The organism is Klebsiella sp. 2-CIP_Kleb. (genome assembly GCF_050378715.1).
GTDB lineage: Bacteria > Pseudomonadota > Gammaproteobacteria > Enterobacterales > Enterobacteriaceae > Klebsiella > Klebsiella quasipneumoniae.
On record NZ_JBNRLG010000001.1, the window covers coordinates 119,843 to 140,718 of the forward strand.

The following is a 20,876-nucleotide window of genomic DNA, read 5'->3' on the forward strand; positions in this document are numbered from 1 at the left end:
CTGTATTCACAATCGCGCCACAGAGATAGCGCAATATATCGAATCCTATGTTCAGATTTTTTGAACAAGGCATGAGTGGCGCAGATGTGGTACTCTAAGGCAATACTTCAAAAGAGATTTTCCCGGCAGAGCTCTGCCCGATAACGCTATGACAGAACAACAAAAAATCACCTTCCCCCAGCTTTATCAACAGCTCGACGGCCTGATGCTGCGCGACAAAACGCGCTTTGCCCGCCGTCTGCACGGCGTGAAGAAGGTTAAAAATCCTGAATCGCAACAGGCCATCCTTCAGGAGATGGCGCAGGAGATAAGCCAGGCAGCCAGTAAAGTCCTGCTGCGCGAAGCGGCGCGTCCGGCCATCACCTATCCGGAAAATCTGCCGGTTAGCCAGAAAAAACAAGAAATTCTCGAGGCGGTACGCGATCACCAGGTGGTGATTGTCGCCGGGGAGACCGGTTCGGGTAAAACCACCCAGCTGCCAAAAATCTGCATGGAGCTGGGCCGCGGGCTGAAAGGGCTAATCGGCCATACCCAGCCGCGCCGTCTGGCCGCGCGAACCGTGGCCAACCGTATCGCCGAGGAGCTGCAAACGGAGCCGGGCGGCTGTATCGGCTATAAGGTCCGCTTTAGCGATCACGTCAGCGACAACACCATGGTCAAGCTGATGACCGACGGTATTCTGCTGGCGGAGATCCAGCAGGATCGCCTGCTGATGCAGTACGACACCATCATTATCGATGAAGCGCACGAGCGCAGCCTGAACATTGACTTCCTGCTCGGCTATCTGAAAGAGCTGCTGCCGCGCCGTCCTGACCTGAAAATCATCATCACCTCGGCGACCATCGACCCGGAACGTTTCTCAAAGCATTTCAATAATGCGCCGATTATCGAAGTCTCCGGGCGGACTTACCCGGTGGAAGTGCGCTATCGGCCGATAGTGGAAGAGGCGGACGATACCGAGCGCGATCAGCTGCAGGCGATCTTTGATGCCGTCGATGAGCTCGGGCGCGAAGGACCCGGCGATATTCTGATCTTTATGAGCGGCGAGCGGGAGATTCGCGATACCGCCGATGCGCTGAATAAGCTGGATCTGCGCCATACCGAAGTGCTGCCGCTGTACGCTCGCTTGTCCAACAGCGAGCAGAACCGCGTCTTCCAGCCGCACAGTGGACGACGCATCGTGCTGGCGACCAACGTGGCGGAAACCTCGCTGACCGTACCGGGCATTAAGTACGTTATCGATCCCGGTACCGCCCGTATCAGCCGCTACAGCTACCGCACCAAGGTGCAGCGCCTGCCGATCGAGCCAGTTTCCCAGGCCTCCGCCAACCAGCGTAAAGGCCGCTGCGGTCGCGTCTCGGAAGGGATCTGTATTCGTCTTTATTCAGAAGACGATTTCCTGTCGCGCCCGGAATTTACCGATCCGGAAATTCTGCGCACCAACCTGGCGTCGGTCATCCTGCAGATGACCGCCCTGGGCTTAGGCGATATCGCCGCCTTCCCGTTCGTTGAAGCGCCGGATAAGCGCAACATTCAGGACGGCGTGCGCCTGCTGGAAGAGCTGGGCGCCATCACCACCGATGAGCAGGCCACCGCCTACAAGCTGACCCCGATGGGCCGTCAGCTTAGCCAGTTGCCGGTAGACCCGCGTCTGGCGCGGATGGTGCTGGAGGCGCAGAAGCACGGCTGCGTGCGAGAAGCGATGATCATCACCTCCGCGCTGTCGATTCAGGATCCGCGCGAGCGGCCGATGGACAAACAGCAGGCCTCTGACGAAAAACACCGCCGCTTTCACGATAAAGAGTCTGACTTCCTTGCCTTTGTGAACCTGTGGAACTATCTCGGCGAACAGCAGAAAGCCCTGTCGTCGAATCAGTTCCGCCGTCAGTGCCGGGTCGATTTTCTGAACTATCTGCGCGTGCGCGAGTGGCAGGATATCTATACCCAGCTGCGCCAGGTGGTGAAGGAGCTTGGCCTGCCGATCAACAGCGAGCCAGCGGAATATCGCGAGATCCATACCGCGCTGCTGACCGGTCTGCTGTCGCACATCGGCATGAAGGATGCCGATAAACAGGAGTTTACCGGGGCGCGCAACGCCCGCTTTTCCATTTTCCCGGGGTCCGGTCTGTTTAAAAAGCCGCCGAAGTGGACGATGGTGGCGGAACTGGTGGAGACCAGCCGGCTGTGGGGCCGCATTGCCGCCCGCATTGAGCCGGAGTGGGTGGAGCCGGTAGCGCAGCACCTGATCAAACGCTCATACAGCGAGCCGCACTGGGAGCGGGCGCAGGGCGCGGTGATGGCGACGGAAAAGGTCACCGTCTACGGCCTGCCGATCGTGGGCGCGCGTAAGGTCAACTACAGCCAGATCGATCCGGCGCTGTGCCGCGAGCTGTTTATCCGCCACGCGCTGGTGGAGGGCGACTGGCAAACGCGCCACGCCTTCTTCCGGGAGAACCTGAAGCTGCGGGCGGAAATCGAAGAGCTGGAGCATAAGTCGCGCCGCCGCGACATTCTGGTGGACGACGAGACCCTGTTCGAATTCTACGACCAGCGCATCAGCCACGACGTCATCTCCGCCCGCCACTTCGACAGCTGGTGGAAGCAGGCCAGCAAAGAGACGCCGGATCTGCTCAACTTTGAGAAGAGCATGCTGATTAAGGAAGGGGCGGAGCAGGTTAGCAAGCTGGACTATCCGAACTTCTGGCATCAGGGCAACCTTAAGCTGCGGCTTAGCTATCAGTTTGAGCCGGGCGCCGACGCCGACGGCGTGACGGTGCATATTCCGCTGCCGCTGCTGAACCAGGTGGAGGAGGCCGGGTTTGAATGGCAGATCCCCGGCCTGCGTCGTGAGCTGATTATCGCGCTGATAAAATCGCTGCCGAAGCCGGTGCGGCGCAATTTTGTCCCGGCTCCCAACTATGCGGAAGCGTTTCTTGGCCGGGCGACGCCGCTTGAGCTGCCGTTGCTCGATTCCCTGGAGCGCGAGCTGCGTAAGATGACCGGCGTGACCATCGACCGCGAAGCCTGGCAGTGGGATCAGGTGCCCGATCACCTGAAAATCACTTTCCGGGTGGTGGATGATAAAAACAAGAAGCTGCAGGAAGGGCGCTCGCTGCAGGCGCTGAAAGAGGCGCTGAAGGGCAAAGTTCAGGAGACGCTGTCGGCGGTTGCTGATGATGGCATCGAGCAGAGCGGGCTGCATATCTGGAGCTTTGGCACCCTGGCGGAAAGCTATGAACAGAAGCGCGGCAACTATAAGGTGAAAGCCTGGCCGGCGCTGGTGGACGAGCGCGACAGCGTGGCCATCAAGCTGTTTGATAATCCACAGGAACAGCAGCAGGCCATGTGGCGCGGTCTGCGTCGCCTGCTGCTGCTTAACATTCCGTCGCCCATTAAGTATCTGCACGAGAAACTGCCGAACAAAGCCAAGCTCGGGCTCTATTTCAACCCGTACGGCAAAGTGCTGGATCTGATTGACGACTGCATCTCCTGCGGCGTGGATAAGCTTATCGACGAGGCGGGCGGTCCGGTATGGACGGAAGAGGGCTTCAACCAGCTGCACGATAAAGTTCGCGCCGAGCTCAACGAGACGGTGGTGGAGATCGCCAAACAGGTCGAGCAGATCCTCACTGCGGTGTTCAATATCAACAAACGGCTGAAAGGCCGGGTGGATATGACCATGGCGCTGGGGCTGTCGGACATCAAAGCGCAGATGGCGGGGCTGGTTTACCGCGGCTTTGTCACCGGCAACGGCTTCCGTCGTCTTGGCGATACGCTGCGCTACCTACAGGCGATTGAAAAGCGCCTGGAGAAGATGGCTATCGATCCGCACCGCGACCGCGCGCAGATGCTGAAAATTGAGAGCGTGCAGCAGGCGTGGCAGCAGTGGCTGAATAAGCTACCGCCGAACCGCCGTGAGGACGACGATGTCCGGGAGATCCGCTGGATGATCGAGGAGCTGCGGGTGAGCTTCTTCGCCCAGCAGCTGGGGACCCCGTACCCCATCTCGGACAAACGTGTCCTGCAGGCGATGGAGCAGGTGACGCCGTAATCCCACCCTTTTCCCTGCCCGGCGGCGCAGTGCTTGCCGGGCAGGGGAAACCCGGGGGCGGTCGCGAAGCCGTACCCGGTTATCTCCCCGCCCTGATGCTTCCCCGCCGAATGAAAAATGAACGGAATCTGAAAATCGACCTGCCGGCTTGGGTCATCGGCTGTCTTCGCGTATTTTTAGCCTTGTTTCGCAGGAAAACCAGAACACGGAGTCTATTTTTACCCTTCTTGATATGGACAAATTCCTCATGCTGGCGCTGGCTATCCTTGTGATGGCCGCGTGTAAACCCTTCGTTGACGCTTCCTCCTGCGATGAAACACAGGGGGCGATCAACGATGCGAACTTTTTTATTTTGACCTCCCTTCCGCCGCTGAACGGCGAAGTGCAGAGCGTGCAAATCGTCGGCAGCCAGAATAACGAATATGGCGCCCTTCGTTTCGCGCGATGCCGCCGGCTGGCAAGCTATGAGCGGGCAAAAACCTTTAACACCGCACATGGCTCAACGATCGTCAGAGATAATGTTCGCTGGCGAAATGATAAAGGATGGATGCGGGAATATATCCGGCAGACCCGGAGCGCGACGGGAAATATCAGCAAGATGGTGATGCGCGAACAGTTTTATACCGATTCTCTCGGGCGGATTGTGCGCGCCGAAAACGTGTCCGCGACGCAGCAACCGCCCAAAGTCCTGCATACGACCACCTATCAGTATGACGACCGGCACCGCCTGGTCCGTAAAACGGTCAACGGCGGTATGATGGTCATGCTTGCTGTCGATTACCGCTATACGGATGGGCGCCTTAGCCGCATGGCTGACTCGGACTCCACCTCGACGCTGCGTTGGGATGAAAAAGGGCGCTGGATATCCCGGGAAACGACCTCAACGTATAGTGGAGCACGCCAGGCCCGTTGTTTAGGGTGGGATCCCGAGGGGAACTGTACCGCGGAGTATGGCGAGCAGCCTGCTGCAGGGGCAATGAAAGATCAGTCTCTGCACTACCAGTATACCTATTATCCTCGATGATCCTCCGCGGCAGAAAGCCCCGCGGGCCCGGCAGCATAGGTTCATGCAGGCTGGTGCTGCCGGGCAGGAGAGCGGGGTTTCTCCCTCTCTCTGGGGGAGAGGGCCGGGGTGAGGGCATCAGGCCGCCCGGATCTCAGCCATTCACCAGCGCCAGCGTAAAGCCATCCCATCCCTTAATGCCCACCGTCTGCAGCGCGGTGGCGGTGAGCCGCGGGTTATCGCCGATCATCTCGATAAACCGACGCACGCCCTGCACACGCGCGTCATCGCTTTGCCCATTAATCACCTCGCCATCGCGTACCACATTATCGCCCACGATCAGCGTCCCGGGGCGGGAATAGTGCAGCGCCCACTCCAGATAGTGAGGATTATTAGGTTTATCGGCATCAATAAAGATCAGGTCGAATGGCTGCACATCCTCGAAATTTTCCAGCGTGTTCAGCGCGGGTCCTTCAATAAGCTCAATGCGCTCGTTTAGCCCGGCGAGGCGGATATTCTGGCGCGCCACCCCCGCATGCGTCGGGTCGGCCTCGAGGGTAATCAGCTTTCCGTCGGCGGGCAGCGCACGCGCCATCCAGATGGCGCTATAGGCGCCGAGCGTGCCAATTTCAAGGATCCGCCGCGCCTGGGTCATGCGCACCAACAGCGCCAGAAATTGCCCCTGATTGGCCGCAACATCATGTTCAGGTAGCCCGGCGCGTTTGTTGTTTTCCAGAACCTGTCTCAGCACGTCATCATCAGGAATAAGCGAAGAAATCATGTAATTATCGACAGCAGACCACTGTTGTTGCATAGATTAACTCCCTGGTGGTAGTAGTGGCCGGGTGGCGCAACGCTATCCCGGCCTGAATACTGGCTTCCGCGCTCTGGACGGTGGCGGACCGACGCGAGCAGGCTTTTCACGCGTTCATCCAGCCGCCTCCCAGCGCCCGGTACAGATCGATCTGCGCCAACAGCAGGTTATTCTTCACCTGGACCACGCTAAGCTGGGTGGAGAACAGCGTTCGCTGGGCATCAAGCACATCCAGATACGAAGAGTAGCCGTTACGGTAGCGATTCTGCGCAATGCGCAATGTTTCCTCCGCTACCGCCACCTGTCCCTGCAGCTCGGTCAACTGTTCGCCATAGCGGCTAATGGCGTCAAGGCTGTCATTGACCTCTTTGAACGCGCCGCGCACCGTTTTCTCATAGCTGTACAGCGCCTGATTGCGCTGGGCCATGGAGACATCCACCTGGGCGTTTAACGCCTGACGGTTAAGCAGCGGCGCCAGGATGCTACCGCCAATGCTCCACAGTCGCAGCGGATCGTCGAGCAGATCCGGCAGCGTCCGGTCCTGCAGGCTGCCGGTGGCGGTCAGGTTGATAGACGGCAGCAGCTGCGCCTGCGACGAGGCCAGGGTGGCATCGGCGGCTACCAGCTGACGCTGGGCCTGTACGATATCCGGGCGGCGGTTGAGTAGGGTGGACGGCAACTGCGAGGGCAGACGCAGCGGGGTGAGCCCGGCGAATTCGCCGCGTTTTACCGCGCCGGGGTTATCCCCCAGCAGCACGCTGAGGGCGTTTTCCTGCTGCGCAATCTGGTGCTGCAGCGGCGGGATCTGCGCCCGCGTTGAGCGCAGCTCCGAATCCGCCTGCATCAGCTCAAGGCGCGAGGTATACCCGGTTTCAAACTGACGTTTGGCCAGCCGCCAGGCGTCTTCCCGTGATTGGAGCGTCTGCTGCGTGACCCGCAGCTGCTCATCCAGCGACAGCAGCGTCACGTAGCCCACGGCCACCGAGGCGGCGACGCTCAAATTGGCCGCGGCGGCAGCGGCTTTCTGCGCCTCGAGGCTGGCCCCGGCGGCGCTGGCCGCGCTGCGGTTCGCGCCCCAGATATCGACATCATAGCTGGCGGTCAGGCCGCCTTTGTACAGCGTGCTGTGGATCGGCAGGCCGTTGGCGGCGGACTGCGCGCGGGCGCGGGTGCCGGTCAGGCTGGCATCCAGCGAGGGAAAAAGGCTGCTGTCGGCGGCATACGCCCGCGCCTGATACTCATTGACCCGCTCGCGGGCGATCAGCACATCGCTGTTATAGCGCAGCGCCCGGTCGACATACTGATTCAGCGCACTGTCATGAAAATTGCGCCACCATACGCCTTCCACCGGGCTGGCAGGGCCAACGTCGGCCCGCCAGGCGGCAGGGATGGTCAGGGTCGGCTGCGCGCGCTGGACATCGGCGGACTGACAGCCGACCAGCGCCAGGACGATGACAAGGGTGACCGGGCGGATCATGGCTGCTTCTCCGCGCGGGTATCAATGGTCACCTGCACCGACATGCCGGGGCGCAGGCGCTCGCTGTTGCGCTGCCCCTCGTTAACCGTGATGCGCACCGGGATGCGCTGGGCGATCTTGACGAAGTTGCCGGTAGCGTTGTCCGGCGAAATAGCGCTGAACTCCACCCCGGTCGCCGGGGAGATACTCTGCACCTTGCCGTGGAAGGTCTCGCCGTTGAGCGCGTCAACGGTGAAGGTAACCGGCTGGCCGATACGCACATCGGCCAGCTGGGTCTCTTTCAGGTTGGCGATCACCCAGTGCTGCGGCGGGACCAGCGAAGTCAGATGGGTTCCGGCGCTGACGTAAGCGCCAAGACGCACCGAAATCTGCCCCAGCTGGCCGCCGGTGGGGGCGATGATCTGCGTATTCTGCAGGTCAATCTGCGCCAGTTCGAGGGCGGCTTTGGCGCTGGCCACGTCGGCCTCCAGCGAATCGCGATTGACGATGGTCGATTCGAGGTCCTGGCGCGACATCTCCAGCGCCGCTTTCGCCTGTTCAATATCCGCTGCCCCCTGGGCGGCGCTGGCGCGGGCGGAATCACGCTCGCGGATCGACAGCGAGCCATCGGCGGTCAGTTCCTGCACCCTTTTTAAATCGGCCTGGATTTTCAGATTCTGCGCGCGGGCGTTTTGCAGCGCGGCTTCGTTTTTGGCGATCGTCGCCTCGGCGCTTTTGCGCTGCTGCAGGTTGTTGCGCAGCGCCGCCTCCTTCATCGCCAGGGTGGCCTGGGCCTGGTGCACCCGCTGCTTATAGATGCGATCGTCTATCTGGAACAGTACTTCGCCCGGCTGAACGATGGCGAAATCCTTGACGTTGACGGCAGTGATGTAGCCGTTGACCTGTGGGCTGATAAAGGTGGTCTGCCCGCGCACGTAGGCGTTGTCGGTAAACTGGCTATGCCGGGTGAACGGCGGTAGCTGCCAGGCATAGAGGATCACCAGTACGCCGACGAGGCCTATCGCCGCGGCGGTAAAAATGGAGACCACGCGAATGTTGTTTCGGGTATTGGCCTGTTGTTTGGCCGCATCCTGCTGACTCATAACGACTCCAGAGATGAAATGATGATAATTATTTGCTGCCAGTGGCGCGTTTTAATGCGATACGGGCGGTTAGTCGTAAGCGAATTAAGCGCCAGAAAACCCACACTAACGTCCCGGCGGAGATCGCCGCCGTCAGCAGATAGGTATCATTCCAGGCGAGAATATTGGCCTGCAGCGTCGCGGCGTTTTGCAGGAGCGTCGTGGCCTGGACGTTAAGCAGCGTGCTGTCGCCGATCTGGCTCTGGTACATCTGGCTGTACTGCTGCAGACGCTCGACGATCAGCGGGTTGAGGGTGGTGATCTGATCCGCCAGCTGACTGGAGTGAAATTTCTCCCGCCAGGTCTGGAAAGTACCGAGGATCGCCGATCCCAGCAGGCCGCCGATGTTCTGGCTCATGCCGAACAGCACCGAGAAGCTGACCAGGTTGCGCGGATCGGCGAACACCCCGCCAATACCGGCGAGCATCGCCGGCGCCAGAAAGAAGGCGCTGCCGAAGCCAAGCAAAAACTGGCTGAACATCAGTTGTTCCGGGCGGGTGAGGGCGTTGGACTGACTGTCGAGCAGCGAGGCCACCATGATCAGCGCCAGGGCGGTGGCGGTCGGCCAGTAGAGCTTCTGCGGGTTAAGCGTCAGGCAGCTGGCAATGATCCCGCACAGAATGCCGGCGAAAATTGACCACGCAAGGTTGGTCATCTGTTCGTTTTGCAGGCCAACGTACTGCAGCCAGCCGATCACCCCGGTATTCTGCTCCGCCAGCACGATGCGGATCAGCAGCATAATCAGACCGAGGCGCAGGATACTGCCGCTGGAGAGCCATTTGGTATTGAGCAGGGGATTGCTGCGGTTATGCTCGAAGGCGATGGCAGCGACGATCAGCACCACCGCCGCCGCCAGCGACCAGCCGATCCACGGCGCTTCGAACCACCACTCGAGCCGCCCCAGCGACAGCACCGCGCACACCAGCGCCATGCCGGGGGCCAGCAGGAAGAAGGTGATAAAATCCTTCTTCTCGAACACCTTTTTACGATCGCTCGGCGGCAGCTTCAGCGCGATGACGCAGGCCAGCGACACCAGCGCCAGCCCCAGTTCAAAGAAGTAGAGCCCGCGCCATTCGTCGGTCTGCAGCAGCTCGGTGGAAAAGAGGCGCGCCAGCGGAATGGCCAGCGACGAGCCAGTGATACCGATGGTCAGCCCTTTAAGGCGGTGGCGTGCGGGCCAGGCCTGCACCTGATAGTAGATCCCCAGCGAGCTGAGCGCCGCGGCCACCATGCCGTGGGCGGCGCGGACCATCATCGCCGAGCTGAGATCGTTGACGAACAGGTGGAAGAAGGTGACCAGCACATAGAGCACCAGAAAGCCTTCGGTAAAGGCGCGCAGCCCGAACTGCTGACGAAATTTCACCAGCAGCAGGTTGATGGAGACGTTGGTCATGACATACACCGCCGGCAGCCAGGCGATCTCCGTCGACCAGGCGGCGAAGGTGCCCTGCAGCAGCTGCAGATTGGCGGTGACTACCGCGTTGCCCAGCGCGCCGGTGAGGCACACCAGCAGCCCGACCACCCCGTAGGCCAGGCGCTTCGCCGGGCTGTGCAGCGGCGTCGATGGCGAGCCGAGCAGGGCCGGTTTTTCATGCGGCGCCCAGTCATGGGGGGCGTAAGGGTTACTCTGACGACGGGGCATTATTTCTTCTCCACTTCACGCAACAGCTTTTCCAGCACCCGCTGAGTTTGTTCCCGCTCCTGCGGAGTAATCGCCGTCAGGATCTCTTCACGCAGATCGTCCGCCACCGTTTTGACCTGCTCGAAGAGGGCCTGCCCCTGGTCGGTGACCACCAGCAGCCGCTTGCGTTTATCGCGGTCGGTAGTGACGCGCTCCACCAGGCCGAGGGTCACCAGGCGGTTGATCAGCGGCACAATTGTCGCGCTCTCCACTCCCAGCTCCTGCGCCAGTTCGCTTTGCGACAGCGGCTGGTGATGGCGGGCGATAGCGGCGACCGCTACCCAGCTGGCCTGGCTGAGGCCGAGGTTTTTCAGCCGACGATTAACCGCCAGCCGCCAGTGATGGGCGGTCAGATATAAAAGATGGGAGAAGTTAAGCTGTCGATGGTCCATAGGTCGTCTGCCAAAATCGTTAGAGCTCTAACGAGTTTATGCCTGACGACCGACGAAATTCAAGGGAAAGGATAAATAAGGGTTAACGGTGTGTGCGTTTATTGTAGCGAACAGGAGGATACCCCCTCAGGCCATTTACTCATGGAGGATGCTCTTATTCTGCGCCATCACCCAGGTGATAAAAGCGCGCAGGGGCGCGGGAATATGTTTGCGACTCGGATAGTAGACGCAGAAATGATCCGCCGGGTAGCGGTAGCTGGGCAATAAGCGGATCAGGCTGCCGGCGTTCAGTTGCGCGGAGACCAGCGACTGATAGACAAAGGCGATCCCCAGTCCGCTCTCCGCCGCCTGGATCATCGCCGTATCGGAATCGACGACCAGATCGCCTTTGACTGCGACTTCGCCTGGCTCGCCGTCGGGGCTGATAAACTCCCACCGATACTTTTCGCCGCTGGGAAAACATCGGTTGATACAGCGAAAATTGATCAGCGACTGCGGGGTGTCGGGCGCTCCGGCCTGGCTGAGATAGTCCGGGCTGGCTACCGGGATCAGCGACAGTTTCTCGCCAAAGGGGATGGCAATCATATCTTTGGGCACATCCCGGGAATAACGAATGCCAGCGTCAAAACCGGACTCGATAATATTCACTTTCCGATCGGTGGTAAACAGCTCCAGCGTCACGTCAGGATAGGCGGTTTTAAAAGCAATAAAATAGCGCTGAAAGAAAAGGTCGAGAACAATACGCGGTAAATTGACTTTCACCACCCCTTCCGGGGTCAGACGGTGATAATTCAGACTGTCGACTACCCGGCGATAATCATTCACCACCGGCGTCATATTATTAAGAAATTCCTCACCCACGGCGGTTAAAGACAAACTGCGCGTCGAGCGATTGAGCAGGCGCACGCCTAATTTTTCTTCCAGATGATTAATAGCGCTGGTGAGGGCCGGCGGTGAAAGATTTAATGCTCTGGCAGCTTGTCGAAAACTACCATGTTTCACTATGAGTATTAATATTTCAATTTGTTGCAAATCAGGCAACGTTTTCATTGTTAATTTCCAGCTAACACCGCGTTCGGAATAGATTAATTGTTATCAATGTAAAAGGGAAGTATATATTTAATAACATTCAGCACGTAAGGAAAATAAGGTGAAAACACGTTATCTCGGAAAAGAGAAGTTCCAGGTTTCCGCATTGGGTCTCGGGTGTATGGGAATGAGTTTTGCCTATGGCGGCGCTGAGGAGTCGCAGGCGATAAATACCATCCATGCCGCAGTGGACATGGGCGTGACCTTCCTCGATTCCGCCGAAGTGTATGGGCCTTTTGACAATGAAGTCCTTGTCGGGAAAGCGATTAAAGGCATTCGCGATAAGGTGCAGATTGCCACCAAATTTGGCTTTCGTATTCTGCCGACCGGCCAGGGGCTGGAGCGGATGGCCGGCGTCGACAGCCGTCCGGAACATATTCGCGAGGCGGTGGAAGGGTCGCTGAAGCGGCTGAATATCGAGACCATCGATCTGCTCTATCAGCACCGCGTCGATCCCGCGGTGCCGGTGGAAGAGGTGGTGGGAACCATGGCCGACCTGGTTAAAGAGGGTAAAATTCGCCACATCGGGCTGTCGGAAGTGTCAGCCCAGACGCTGCGCCGGGCCTGCAAGGTGCATCCGATCACCGCGGTGCAGACGGAATACTCGCTGTGGACCCGTGAGCCGGAGGGCGGCATCCTCAAGGCCTGCCGCGAGCTGGGGGTGGGCTTTGTCCCTTACAGCCCGCTGGGGCGCGGCTTCCTGACAGGCAAAATCACCGACCCCAGCCTCTTCGCTGCCGATGATTTTCGTCGCAATCTGCCGCGCTTCCAGGCCGAAACCATGCGCAAAAACCAGCAGTTGCTCGACCATCTGCAGCAGGTCGCCGGCCGCTACGATGCCACCCTGGCGCAGATGGCTCTCGCCTGGGTGATGAGCAAAGGCGAAGATATCGTGCCGATCCCCGGGGCACGAAAAATCAATCACCTGCGCGATAATGCCGCTGCGGCCGATATTATGCTCTCGCCTGAAGATATTCTCACCATCGATCATATTTTCGCTGCCGAAAACGTCGCCGGCTTACGCTATAACCAGGGCGACTTTAATTTAATCGATAAATAATCTCCTGAATACGTTCCTCCCGCCGTTCTGGCGGGAGATAAGGTAACTTATGACTATTGCTGTTTCCCGTCCGGCGGGATTGCCTGCGGCGGTGTATGCGCTTTCCGTGGGTTCATTTGGTATTGGCACCACCGAATTTGTGATTATGGGTTTATTACTCGATGTGGCCCATGATTTTCATATATCCATTACCCTTGCCGCCTGGTCTATTACCGCTTATGCCTGTGGGGTGGTGATTGGCGCGCCGCTGCTTACGCCGCTATTAAGCCGTTATCGCAAAAAACCGGCGCTGTTATTTTTGATGATCTTATTTTCCATTGGAAATTTAGGCTGCGCGATCGCCGGTAATATGACCATGCTAATTATTGCCCGGGTAATAACCGCTTTCGCTCACGCTTCGTTTTTCGGAATAAGCTCAGTCTATGCCGCGGAGCTGGCGCCGGTAGATAAACGAGCTTCGGCGGTCTCCGCCGTGTTTCTCGGCGCCACCCTGGCCAATATTCTGGGCGTGCCGCTCGGCGCCTGGGTGGGGCAGTACCTTGGCTGGCGCTATACCTTCTATATGGTCACGCTGATCGGCGTTCTCTCCGCCCTGGCAGTCATTGCCCTGGTGCCTGGCCGTCAGGCGCAACCGTCGGCCCAGAGCCGGATCCGTGATGAGCTAAAGGTGCTCCGCCATCCCGCGGTGCTGCGCAGCCTGCTGATCACTGCCCTCGGGTTCTCCGGCGTCTTCGCCGCCTTCACCTACATCGCGCCGATGCTGAAAACCGTCACCGGGATGAGCGAACACCTTATTCCGCCGGTGCTGATGCTGTTTGGCGTTGGGATGGTCGCCGGGAATCATCTTGGCGGCCGACTGACCGACGGCGGCGTCCGCCGGGCGCTGCTGCTGACTCTCGCTTTGCTGAGCGTCGTCCTGTGCCTTTTCCCGTTGGCTATTCAGACGCTGCCTGGTGCCTGCGCGGCGGTGTTTTTGCTGGGGGCGGCGATGTTCTCCACCATTCCGCCGCTGCAGATGCAGGCGCTGGACAGCAGTGAGAGCGGTAAAAGCATGGTCTCCTCGTGCAATATCGCCGCCTTTAACCTCGGCAATGCCGGCGGCGCCTGGTTTGGCGGGCTGCTGCTCGCCTCTGGCGTCTCTCTATCTCACATTCCTCTGGCCGGTGCTTGCCTGACCGCCAGCGGATTGGTTATCGCTAGTGTGACGTTGTCACCTTTAAAAGGAAGTCAAGCATGAAGTATCGGTATTTAGGTTCCACCGGGCTGTCGGTTTCGGAGCTCTGTTTCGGCGCCATGACGTTTGGTGAGAAAGGGGCCTTTCTCGGCGCGCCGGGGCGCAACTGGTCGGAATTCGGCGTGGTGCCTGAGCAGACGGCCTACGATCTGGTGTACAAAGCGCTGGACGCCGGGATTAACTTTTTTGATACCGCGGACTGTTATAAGAACGGCCAGGGCGAAGAGCTGCTCGGCAACGCGCTGAAGGGAAAACGCCAGCAGGTGATTATCGGCACGAAAGGGCGCTGGCAAACCGACCCCAACCCGAATGCGCTGGGGGCGTCGCGCTACCATATCATCAATGCCGTCGAGGCCAGCATGCAGCGGCTGAAGACCGATTATATCGATATCTATCACCTTCACGGGTTCGATCCGCGCACCGCACTGGAGGATACCCTGCGCACGCTGGATACCCTGATCCGCGCCGGGAAAATTCGCTATATCGGGGTCTCCAACTACGCGGCCTGGCAGCTGGCGAAGGCGCTGGGGATCTCGGAGCGCCTTGGGCTGGAGAAATTCTGCGTCTATCAGGGCTATTACAATATCGCCGCGCGTGAACTGGAGCATGAGATTATCCCGCTCAGCGTCGATCAGAACGTCGGCATCACCGTCTGGAGCCCGCTGGCCGGGGGCTTTCTCACCGGCAAATACCCGCGCAATCAGGCGTTTCCCGAAGGTAGTCGCCTGGCGAACGCCACGCCGTTCGAATCCGCGCCGATCGCCAACCGCGAGCAGGCCTGGCAGACCCTGGAGGTGATGCAGGAGATTGCCCGCCAGCGCAACGCCAGCGTCGCGCAGGTGGCGCTCAACTGGCTGCGTACCCGTCCGGGGATCGCTTCGCTGGTGATCGGCGCGACCAAACTGGCCCAACTGGAAGATAACCTGACGGCGCTGAACTGGACGCTGAGCGACGAGGAGACGGCGATCCTCAACAGCGTGAGCGAGAAAGAGAAACCATACCCCTACTGGCATATCTGCAATGTCGCCGGCGATCGTCGTCTGGCCGATGATATCTATCCCTAATCACCCTGCACCCAGGCAACACGCGTATGCCCCACATGGGGCATACAGAGAGGCTCGATCGTGAAAAAAGTACTCATTGTTGGCGCCGGCCCGGTAGGGTTAATCATTGGCTGCTATCTGAATAAGTATGGAATTGATTTTGATATCATTGATAAAAATACCCACAGCACCACCTGGTCCAAAGCGCTGAGCGTCAGTCCGGCGACCATTAAAGCCTTCCACGGCTTAGGCCTTGCCGGGGAACTGATCGCCCAGGGAAAACAGGTGCAGTCAGTCTACGCTTACTATAAAAACCGCAAATTTCTGCATATTGATAACCGCCGACTCGCCACCTGCTATCCCTTCCATGTCAGTATCCCGCAGCCGCGGACGGAGAAGATCCTCGAAACGGCATTAGCCGCCGCCGGGCGGGAGGTAAAACGCGGGCACCAGCTGGTCTCCTGGCGGCGGGAGGGGGAGCGCTATCACGTCTCCCTGCTCGACGATGCCCGTCGGGCCTGTTCCGCCGCTTATGACTATATTATCGGCGCCGACGGCGCGGCCAGCACCGTCCGGGAGCTGGCCGGGATCGGCTTTAGCGGTCATGACTATCCGCTGCATTTTGTGATGGCGGATGTGCAGTTCGACCCCGCGGCGGCGCTCCCGGGGACCTCCTACCATATTGATGAGCAAGGCTTTCTGATTTTCCTGCCCATGCCGGACAATCAGGTCAGGATTGTGATTAAAAAAGCCGGGCGCTTGCCGTCGCCGCGTCCGGTGCCGGACCTGCAGGAGATTAACGCCGCGCTGGCGCGCTACTGCCCTCAGGTGCCGCCGGCGCAGAGGCTCACCTGGTCCTCCAGCGCCAATTTCTATAACCGCATCGCCGATGACAATCTGCAGCACCATATTATGCTGGCGGGAGATGCCTTCCACCTGTTCAGTCCCATTGGCGGGCAGGGGATGAACACCGGCGTCCAGGATGCGGTGAACCTCGCCTGGAAGCTGGCTTTCTGTCTGCACGGCGTGGCCACTGACCGACTGCCGGCGTCCTATCGCACCCAGCGCTTCGCCGCGGTGAGCGGTGTGCTGCGCTCCACCGACCATGATACTGGCCTGATCGCCGGTCTGGTGCCGAGAAATCATATCGATGGGGTCTACTTTCCGGAGTTTTGCAACCGTCACTACTATCGTCACCAGCTGCCGCTGCAGTACGCCGGTTTCACCGCGACGCAGGCGCAGGAGCCGGACGGCCTCACAGGACACCATGTTCCCTGGTACGTTTTTGCCTCGCCGCAGGCGACGTTTCGCAACAGCTATGACGCCTTCGCCAGCGGTAAGGTGGTGATCTTTTCCGCCCGCGCCGCCTGTCCTCCTTTGTCCCGCCTGAAGCAGGCCGGCTGGTTTATGTTCTGCCCCCTCGAGCCGGCGGACAAGGCGTTTCTTGAGGCGCTACAGATCGGTCCCGATGACTACGCGGTGGTTAATCCCGATGGCTATGTGGGCTTTACCGGCAGCGAAGCCGGGACGCGGCAGTATCTTTCCTCGCTCTACGTAATGGAATAATCATGAACAAAGTCTATATCGTCGCGGCCTGCCGTACGCCGGTGGGGCGCTTTCTTGGTGCCCTGAAAACGGTCTCCGCGGTGGAGCTGGCAGCGCTCACCGTCAGGCACAACCTGCAGCAGGCCGGCATTGACCCGGCGTGGATCGATGAGGTGATCTGCGGCTGCGTCCTCGCCGCCGGGCAGGGAATGGGACCGGCGCGTCAGGTTGCGCTGCGGGCAGGGATCCCGGTGCAAACGCCGGCTTACACCCTGAATATGATCTGCGGTAGCGGCATGAAAAGCATGACCGAAGGGGCGATCCATATCCAGAGCGGTTATGCCGACCTGGTGGTCGCCGGCGGAATGGAAAATATGAGTCAGGCGCCGTTTTTGCTGCAGGGAGAGATAAGGGGCGGGATGAAATTCGGCGCATTCAGCAGTGAGGATGTGATCCAGCGTGACGGGTTAACCGATCCGCTGCTGCAGATCCCGATGGGGGAAACGGCGGAGGCCATCGCCGCGCAGGAGCAGATCTCGCGCGCGGCGCAGGACCGGTATGCGCTGGAGAGCCATCAAAAAGCCTCCGCCGCCAGCCGTGCCGGCTATTTTGCCGATGAGATTGTGCCGGTGACGGTCAGCGCGAAGCGGGGCGTCAGCACGGTCCGCGAGGATGAGCCGATCCGCCATGATCTTAGCGCCGGGCAGCTGGCGGCGCTGAAACCGGCTTTTCGCGCTGACGGCAGCGTCACGGCGGGCAACGCCTCCGGGCTGAACGATGGCGCCGCGTCGGTGATCCTCGCTTCGGCGCGCGCCGTTGCCCGCTATGGCCTGCAGCCGCTGGCGGAGATCGTCTCCTTTGGCGAAGGCGGCGTCGATCCGTCCATGATGGGGCTCGGCCCACTGCCGGCGATAGCGTGCGCCCTGCGCCGCGGTGGTTTTCAGCTCAGCGATATGGCCCGGCTGGAGATTAACGAAGCCTTTGCCGCGCAGGTGTTGGGGGTGGTCAAGGGACTGGCCAGAGAGCATCAGATGACGGAGGAGGAGATTACTTCCCGCCTGAACATCCATGGCGGCGCGATCGCCCTCGGTCACCCGCTGGGCAGTTCCGGGACGCGGATCGTGGTCAGCCTGGTGCACGCGCTGCGCCGGGAGAATCAACCGACCGGCCTGGCGTCGCTGTGCATCGGCGGCGGGATGGGGATTGCGTTACTGGTGAAAACGATCTGAGGAGACAAGCGCCATGGAAAAATTAATTGTGGTGGGTGAGAAATTTACCGATTTTGCCCGGCGGCATGAGAATGTGCTGACGGTTAATGAGTTTGAGCGATTTGTCTGGAGCGGCGAGCTGGCCGGCGTCGATAAAATCGTTATTGGTCAGGGGGTACAGCTCGACGACATCTCCCGCACCATCTGCATTATTCGTCAGCACTATCCGGATAAAATCCGCCAGATCGTCAATCTGCAGGATCTCTATTATCAAAACAACCGCGATCATCAGCGGCTGGTACATAAACGTAAAAAAGCGAATATCCTCATCACCTCGCCGGAAAAACGCGATGAGGATAACTATTGCGCGCGCCTGATCCTGCAGGATGCCTCGGAGTTACTCTGCGACCACCAGACCGGGCAACATATTCAGGGGATGGTGCTGATCGAGGCGGCGCGGCAGACCATCATCGCCACCTCGGAAAAATTCCTGCTGGCGGAGGCCGGCGTGGCAATGGCGGAGAAGTACTTTACCCTGAGCTCGCTGCAGGTGGCCTTTTCCTGCTTTGTTTTTCCGCTGCCGGTGACCATCGTCCTCAATGTGGTGTCACGCAAAAGTTCAGCCCATGGCCGCTTTACCTGCGAATGCTCGGTGGGGTTTGACCAGACCGGCACCCGCAAAGCGGAAGTTGGCTTTAGCTTCAGCGTCTATGACCTTAACTACATCACTCGCAAAGAGTGCGAGCAGGCGGCGCAGTGCCATCAACATTATCTGGTCAGTATTGAGCAGGGGGACGGGGATGAGCATCGCCTTTTTTGATGTGGATGAAACACTGATTACCGGCAAAAGTATGTTCCTGTTTCTGCACCGCTATGCCGAGGAATATCCGCTGCAGTGCGGTTTGACGGCCGCGGCGATTGTCCGCCAGCTTCAGGCGCTTAGCGAAGCGGGTCAACCGCGGGAAGCGATCAACCGCTACTATTACTCGCTGTTTCGCCACGAGTCGCGCCCCCGGGTGCGGGCGGTCGCCGAGCATCTGTATCGCGAAGGCGGATATGGTTTTCACCACGAGGTGGTGGCGCGCCTCAGGCAGCATCAGGCGCGGGGGGATGACGTGGTGTTTGTCTCCGGGTCGATGACCGACATTCTCTGGCCGGCGATGGCGGCGCTGGGGGTGGAACATGCCCTGTGCTCGGAGCCGGTGGTGGTGGATGACCGCTATACCGGCGAGCTCTGGCGGACCGCCATCGGCGAACACAAGGCGACGCATGCCCAGTGCTATGCGCAGAAACAGGGCCAGCCGCTGGCGGCGTGCTACGCCTTTGGCGATCATATCTCGGATCTGCCGCTGCTCACCGTGGTTGGTCACCCCTGCGCGGTGAATCCCTGTCCGGGTCTGCTGGCGGAGGCGCAGCGTCGGGGATGGCCAGTGCTGTGGTCCACCGTCGGCTGACGGCGCGACGGCAAAAAAAAAGGGGCGGCGCAATGCCACCCCTGGTGCACTTTCTGACGGGGATCAGCCCGGGTAGATGCCGCGGTCTTTACGCGCCATCAGGATGCGCTCGCAGGCTACGATATAGGCGGCGGTACGCAGCGTACATTCTTTCTCGGCCGCTTTATCGCAGACGTGAATGATGGCGTCGGTCATGATGCGGTCCATCTTGGCGTTGATCTCCTCTTCGCTCCAGAAGAAGCTGGCCATGTCCTGCACCCACTCAAAGTAGCTGACGGTCACCCCGCCGGCGTTACAGATAACGTCCGGCACCACGATCACCCCGCGCTCGGCCAGCACATCGTCCGCTTCCGGATAGGTTGGGCCGTTGGCCCCTTCCAGCACCAGTTTGCAGGTCAGCTTCTCAGCGCGCTCGCGGGTGATTTGCCCTTCCAGCGCCGCCGGGATCAGGATGTCCATCGGGGTAGTCCAGAAAGCCTCTTTATCAATCTCCTGGGCGCCCGGGAAACCCGCGATCTGCTTTTTCTCCGCCTGCCAGGCGGTGAGGGCAGCCATATCAATCCCGCCTTCGTTGTACAGGGTAGCGGTGTGATCCTGAATAACCACGATACGGGCGCCGACGCCGGCGAACAGGCGCGCTGCTTCGCTACCGACGTTACCAAAGCCCTGCAGCGCCACTTTAGCGCCTTCAATTTCGATTCCGGCGCGACGGGCCACTTCCCGGCCGGTGACGAACACGCCGCGTCCGGTGGCTTTTTCACGACCGAGGGAGCCGCCGAGGTGGATCGGTTTGCCGGTGACCACGCCGGTGATGGTGGTGCCATGGTTCATGGAGTAGGTGTCCATCATCCACGCCATTACTTTGCCGTTGGTGCCAACGTCCGGCGCCGGAATATCTTTCTGCGGCCCGATGATAATGCCGATTTCGCTGGTGTAGCGGCGAGTCAGGCGTTCCAGTTCACCTTCCGACAGCGAGAAGGGGTCGACGCGGATGCCGCCTTTGGCTCCGCCGTAAGGAATATTGACCGCGGCGCACTTAATGGTCATCCAGGCAGAAAGTGCCATGACTTCGTTAAGATCGACATCCGGATGGTAGCGAACACCACCTTTACCCGGACCACGCGAAAGATTGTGCTGAACGCGATAGCCCTCGAAGTGGCGAATGGTGCCGTCGTCCATCTGCACAGGGATGTCGACGATCAGCGCACGCTTCGGATGGCGCAGGGTTTCCACCCAGTAGGCAAGATCGCCGAGATAAGGCGCGACACGGTCGATCTGGCGCAGGTAGGTGGTCCATGGAGATGTACTACTTTCAGATGCGTAAGATAACTTTTCCATAAGAGTCCTGTTTCTCAGTGTTATTTATGTCGTGTAAAACCGTGGAATAGCTACAGCAGTAAACTCTGTGCAATGAATGGTATCACCAATTTTATAAAGCGGTATTTGACGGCAATTCCGATTTTTAAATTTTTGTTAGATTTTTTATTTTTTAAGTGAATAACTACGCACAAGAACCACCCGCAAGCTGTGCATTTTAATTCAATTTTTATTCACTTAAGTGAATAGGAAAATATTTTTTCTATGTTTTTCATTATCTTGATGATCTTCAAAAAGTGAATAAATTGCGTTTCCCCGTATTGACAATCTTATTGTTCACAGGCCAGCATTAGCCCACACAACAACATGGCATTAACCATGAATTAA

General features: G+C 59.3%; 16 protein-coding genes and 1 pseudogene. 9 read left to right on the plus strand and 8 right to left on the minus strand.

Features of this window, described 5'->3' with window-relative positions; all coding sequences use genetic code 11:
- Positions 1–148: 148 nt before the first annotated feature.
- On the plus strand, positions 149–4,051 hold the full coding sequence (gene hrpA / locus ACQUTP_RS00605) for an ATP-dependent RNA helicase HrpA (RefSeq protein ID WP_032455938.1): 3,903 nt from the start codon (positions 149–151) through the stop codon (positions 4,049–4,051).
- Between the two features lie 148 nt (positions 4,052–4,199).
- On the plus strand, positions 4,200–5,075 hold the full coding sequence (locus tag ACQUTP_RS00610) for a hypothetical protein (protein WP_285755225.1): 876 nt from the start codon (positions 4,200–4,202) through the stop codon (positions 5,073–5,075).
- Positions 5,076–5,208: 133 nt separating this feature from the next.
- Here ACQUTP_RS00610 and ACQUTP_RS00615 read toward each other — a convergent pair whose 3' ends face one another.
- From ACQUTP_RS00615 to ACQUTP_RS00640, 6 genes are all read right to left on the minus strand, one after another.
- Entirely contained in the window at positions 5,209–5,868 is a 660-nt protein-coding gene (locus ACQUTP_RS00615; protein WP_004204056.1) for an O-methyltransferase, read from the minus strand.
- Between the two features lie 106 nt (positions 5,869–5,974).
- Complete coding sequence (locus ACQUTP_RS00620; protein WP_285755224.1) at positions 5,975–7,345, minus strand: efflux transporter outer membrane subunit; 1,371 nt, start codon at positions 7,343–7,345, stop codon at positions 5,975–5,977.
- Positions 7,342–8,427, minus strand: coding sequence for an HlyD family secretion protein (locus ACQUTP_RS00625; protein WP_004204059.1), 1,086 nt, complete (start codon positions 8,425–8,427; stop codon positions 7,342–7,344). Before ACQUTP_RS00625 ends, ACQUTP_RS00620 begins: the two co-directional genes overlap by 4 nt.
- 28 nt (positions 8,428–8,455) lie before the next feature.
- The gene (locus ACQUTP_RS00630; protein ID WP_017898724.1) at positions 8,456–10,108 is read right to left on the minus strand and encodes an MFS transporter; all 1,653 of its coding nucleotides are present in this window, start codon (positions 10,106–10,108) and stop codon (positions 8,456–8,458) included.
- Positions 10,108–10,539 (minus strand): MarR family winged helix-turn-helix transcriptional regulator, encoded by a 432-nt coding sequence (locus ACQUTP_RS00635; protein WP_004204063.1) that lies wholly within the window; start codon positions 10,537–10,539, stop codon positions 10,108–10,110. The genes ACQUTP_RS00630 and ACQUTP_RS00635 overlap by 1 nt, the downstream gene beginning before the upstream one ends.
- A gap of 135 nt (positions 10,540–10,674) precedes the next feature.
- The gene (locus tag ACQUTP_RS00640) at positions 10,675–11,589 is read right to left on the minus strand and encodes a LysR family transcriptional regulator (protein WP_117263079.1); all 915 of its coding nucleotides are present in this window, start codon (positions 11,587–11,589) and stop codon (positions 10,675–10,677) included.
- A gap of 100 nt (positions 11,590–11,689) precedes the next feature.
- On the opposite strand from ACQUTP_RS00640, the gene ACQUTP_RS00645 reads away from it, so the two are divergent.
- Genes ACQUTP_RS00645 through ACQUTP_RS00675 form a run of 7 tightly spaced genes read left to right on the plus strand, consistent with a single transcriptional unit; the run spans position 11,690 to position 19,172 of the window.
- Positions 11,690–12,688: an aldo/keto reductase gene (locus ACQUTP_RS00645; RefSeq protein ID WP_017898722.1), complete on the plus strand. Its 999-nt coding sequence runs from the start codon at positions 11,690–11,692 to the stop codon at positions 12,686–12,688.
- 49 nt (positions 12,689–12,737) lie between these two features.
- Positions 12,738–13,925, plus strand: coding sequence for an MFS transporter (locus tag ACQUTP_RS00650; protein ID WP_017898721.1), 1,188 nt, complete (start codon positions 12,738–12,740; stop codon positions 13,923–13,925).
- The gene (locus tag ACQUTP_RS00655) at positions 13,922–14,986 is read left to right on the plus strand and encodes an aldo/keto reductase (RefSeq protein ID WP_428902323.1); all 1,065 of its coding nucleotides are present in this window, start codon (positions 13,922–13,924) and stop codon (positions 14,984–14,986) included. The genes ACQUTP_RS00650 and ACQUTP_RS00655 overlap by 4 nt, the downstream gene beginning before the upstream one ends.
- A gap of 60 nt (positions 14,987–15,046) precedes the next feature.
- Complete coding sequence (locus tag ACQUTP_RS00660; RefSeq protein ID WP_257707889.1) at positions 15,047–16,531, plus strand: FAD-dependent oxidoreductase; 1,485 nt, start codon at positions 15,047–15,049, stop codon at positions 16,529–16,531.
- A 2-nt stretch (positions 16,532–16,533) separates the two neighbouring features.
- Positions 16,534–17,739 carry an acetyl-CoA C-acyltransferase gene (locus tag ACQUTP_RS00665; protein ID WP_094334226.1) on the plus strand — a complete coding sequence of 402 codons (1,206 nt, stop codon included), beginning with the start codon at positions 16,534–16,536 and terminating at the stop codon, positions 17,737–17,739.
- 13 nt (positions 17,740–17,752) lie between these two features.
- Positions 17,753–18,538, plus strand: coding sequence for an AfsA-related hotdog domain-containing protein (locus ACQUTP_RS00670; protein ID WP_004204071.1), 786 nt, complete (start codon positions 17,753–17,755; stop codon positions 18,536–18,538).
- Positions 18,519–19,172: an HAD family hydrolase gene (locus ACQUTP_RS00675; protein WP_080935748.1), complete on the plus strand. Its 654-nt coding sequence runs from the start codon at positions 18,519–18,521 to the stop codon at positions 19,170–19,172. Before ACQUTP_RS00670 ends, ACQUTP_RS00675 begins: the two co-directional genes overlap by 20 nt.
- Positions 19,173–19,235: 63 nt before the next feature.
- Here ACQUTP_RS00675 and ACQUTP_RS00680 read toward each other — a convergent pair whose 3' ends face one another.
- Both ACQUTP_RS00680 and ACQUTP_RS00685 read right to left on the minus strand, forming a co-directional pair.
- Complete coding sequence (locus ACQUTP_RS00680; RefSeq protein WP_004204074.1) at positions 19,236–20,510, minus strand: Glu/Leu/Phe/Val family dehydrogenase; 1,275 nt, start codon at positions 20,508–20,510, stop codon at positions 19,236–19,238.
- 212 nt (positions 20,511–20,722) lie between these two features.
- Positions 20,723–20,869: pseudogene (locus tag ACQUTP_RS00685) on the minus strand (hypothetical protein).
- Positions 20,870–20,876: the final 7 nt, after the last annotated feature.

What these genes read in the sequence shown, in the direction of transcription:
- hrpA (WP_032455938.1), top strand. Translation starts at nt 149, where the DNA reads ATGACAGAACAACAAAAAATCACCTTCCCCCAGCTTTATCAACAGCTC.
- ACQUTP_RS00615 (WP_004204056.1), bottom strand. Translation starts at nt 5,868, where the DNA reads ATGCAACAACAGTGGTCTGCTGTCGATAATTACATGATTTCTTCGCTT.
- ACQUTP_RS00620 (WP_285755224.1), bottom strand. Translation starts at nt 7,345, where the DNA reads ATGATCCGCCCGGTCACCCTTGTCATCGTCCTGGCGCTGGTCGGCTGT.
- ACQUTP_RS00625 (WP_004204059.1), bottom strand. Translation starts at nt 8,427, where the DNA reads ATGAGTCAGCAGGATGCGGCCAAACAACAGGCCAATACCCGAAACAAC.
- ACQUTP_RS00630 (WP_017898724.1), bottom strand. Translation starts at nt 10,108, where the DNA reads ATGCCCCGTCGTCAGAGTAACCCTTACGCCCCCCATGACTGGGCGCCG.
- ACQUTP_RS00635 (WP_004204063.1), bottom strand. Translation starts at nt 10,539, where the DNA reads ATGGACCATCGACAGCTTAACTTCTCCCATCTTTTATATCTGACCGCC.
- ACQUTP_RS00640 (WP_117263079.1), bottom strand. Translation starts at nt 11,589, where the DNA reads ATGAAAACGTTGCCTGATTTGCAACAAATTGAAATATTAATACTCATA.
- ACQUTP_RS00650 (WP_017898721.1), top strand. Translation starts at nt 12,738, where the DNA reads ATGACTATTGCTGTTTCCCGTCCGGCGGGATTGCCTGCGGCGGTGTAT.
- ACQUTP_RS00655 (WP_428902323.1), top strand. Translation starts at nt 13,922, where the DNA reads ATGAAGTATCGGTATTTAGGTTCCACCGGGCTGTCGGTTTCGGAGCTC.
- ACQUTP_RS00665 (WP_094334226.1), top strand. Translation starts at nt 16,534, where the DNA reads ATGAACAAAGTCTATATCGTCGCGGCCTGCCGTACGCCGGTGGGGCGC.
- ACQUTP_RS00670 (WP_004204071.1), top strand. Translation starts at nt 17,753, where the DNA reads ATGGAAAAATTAATTGTGGTGGGTGAGAAATTTACCGATTTTGCCCGG.
- ACQUTP_RS00675 (WP_080935748.1), top strand. Translation starts at nt 18,519, where the DNA reads ATGAGCATCGCCTTTTTTGATGTGGATGAAACACTGATTACCGGCAAA.
- ACQUTP_RS00680 (WP_004204074.1), bottom strand. Translation starts at nt 20,510, where the DNA reads ATGGAAAAGTTATCTTACGCATCTGAAAGTAGTACATCTCCATGGACC.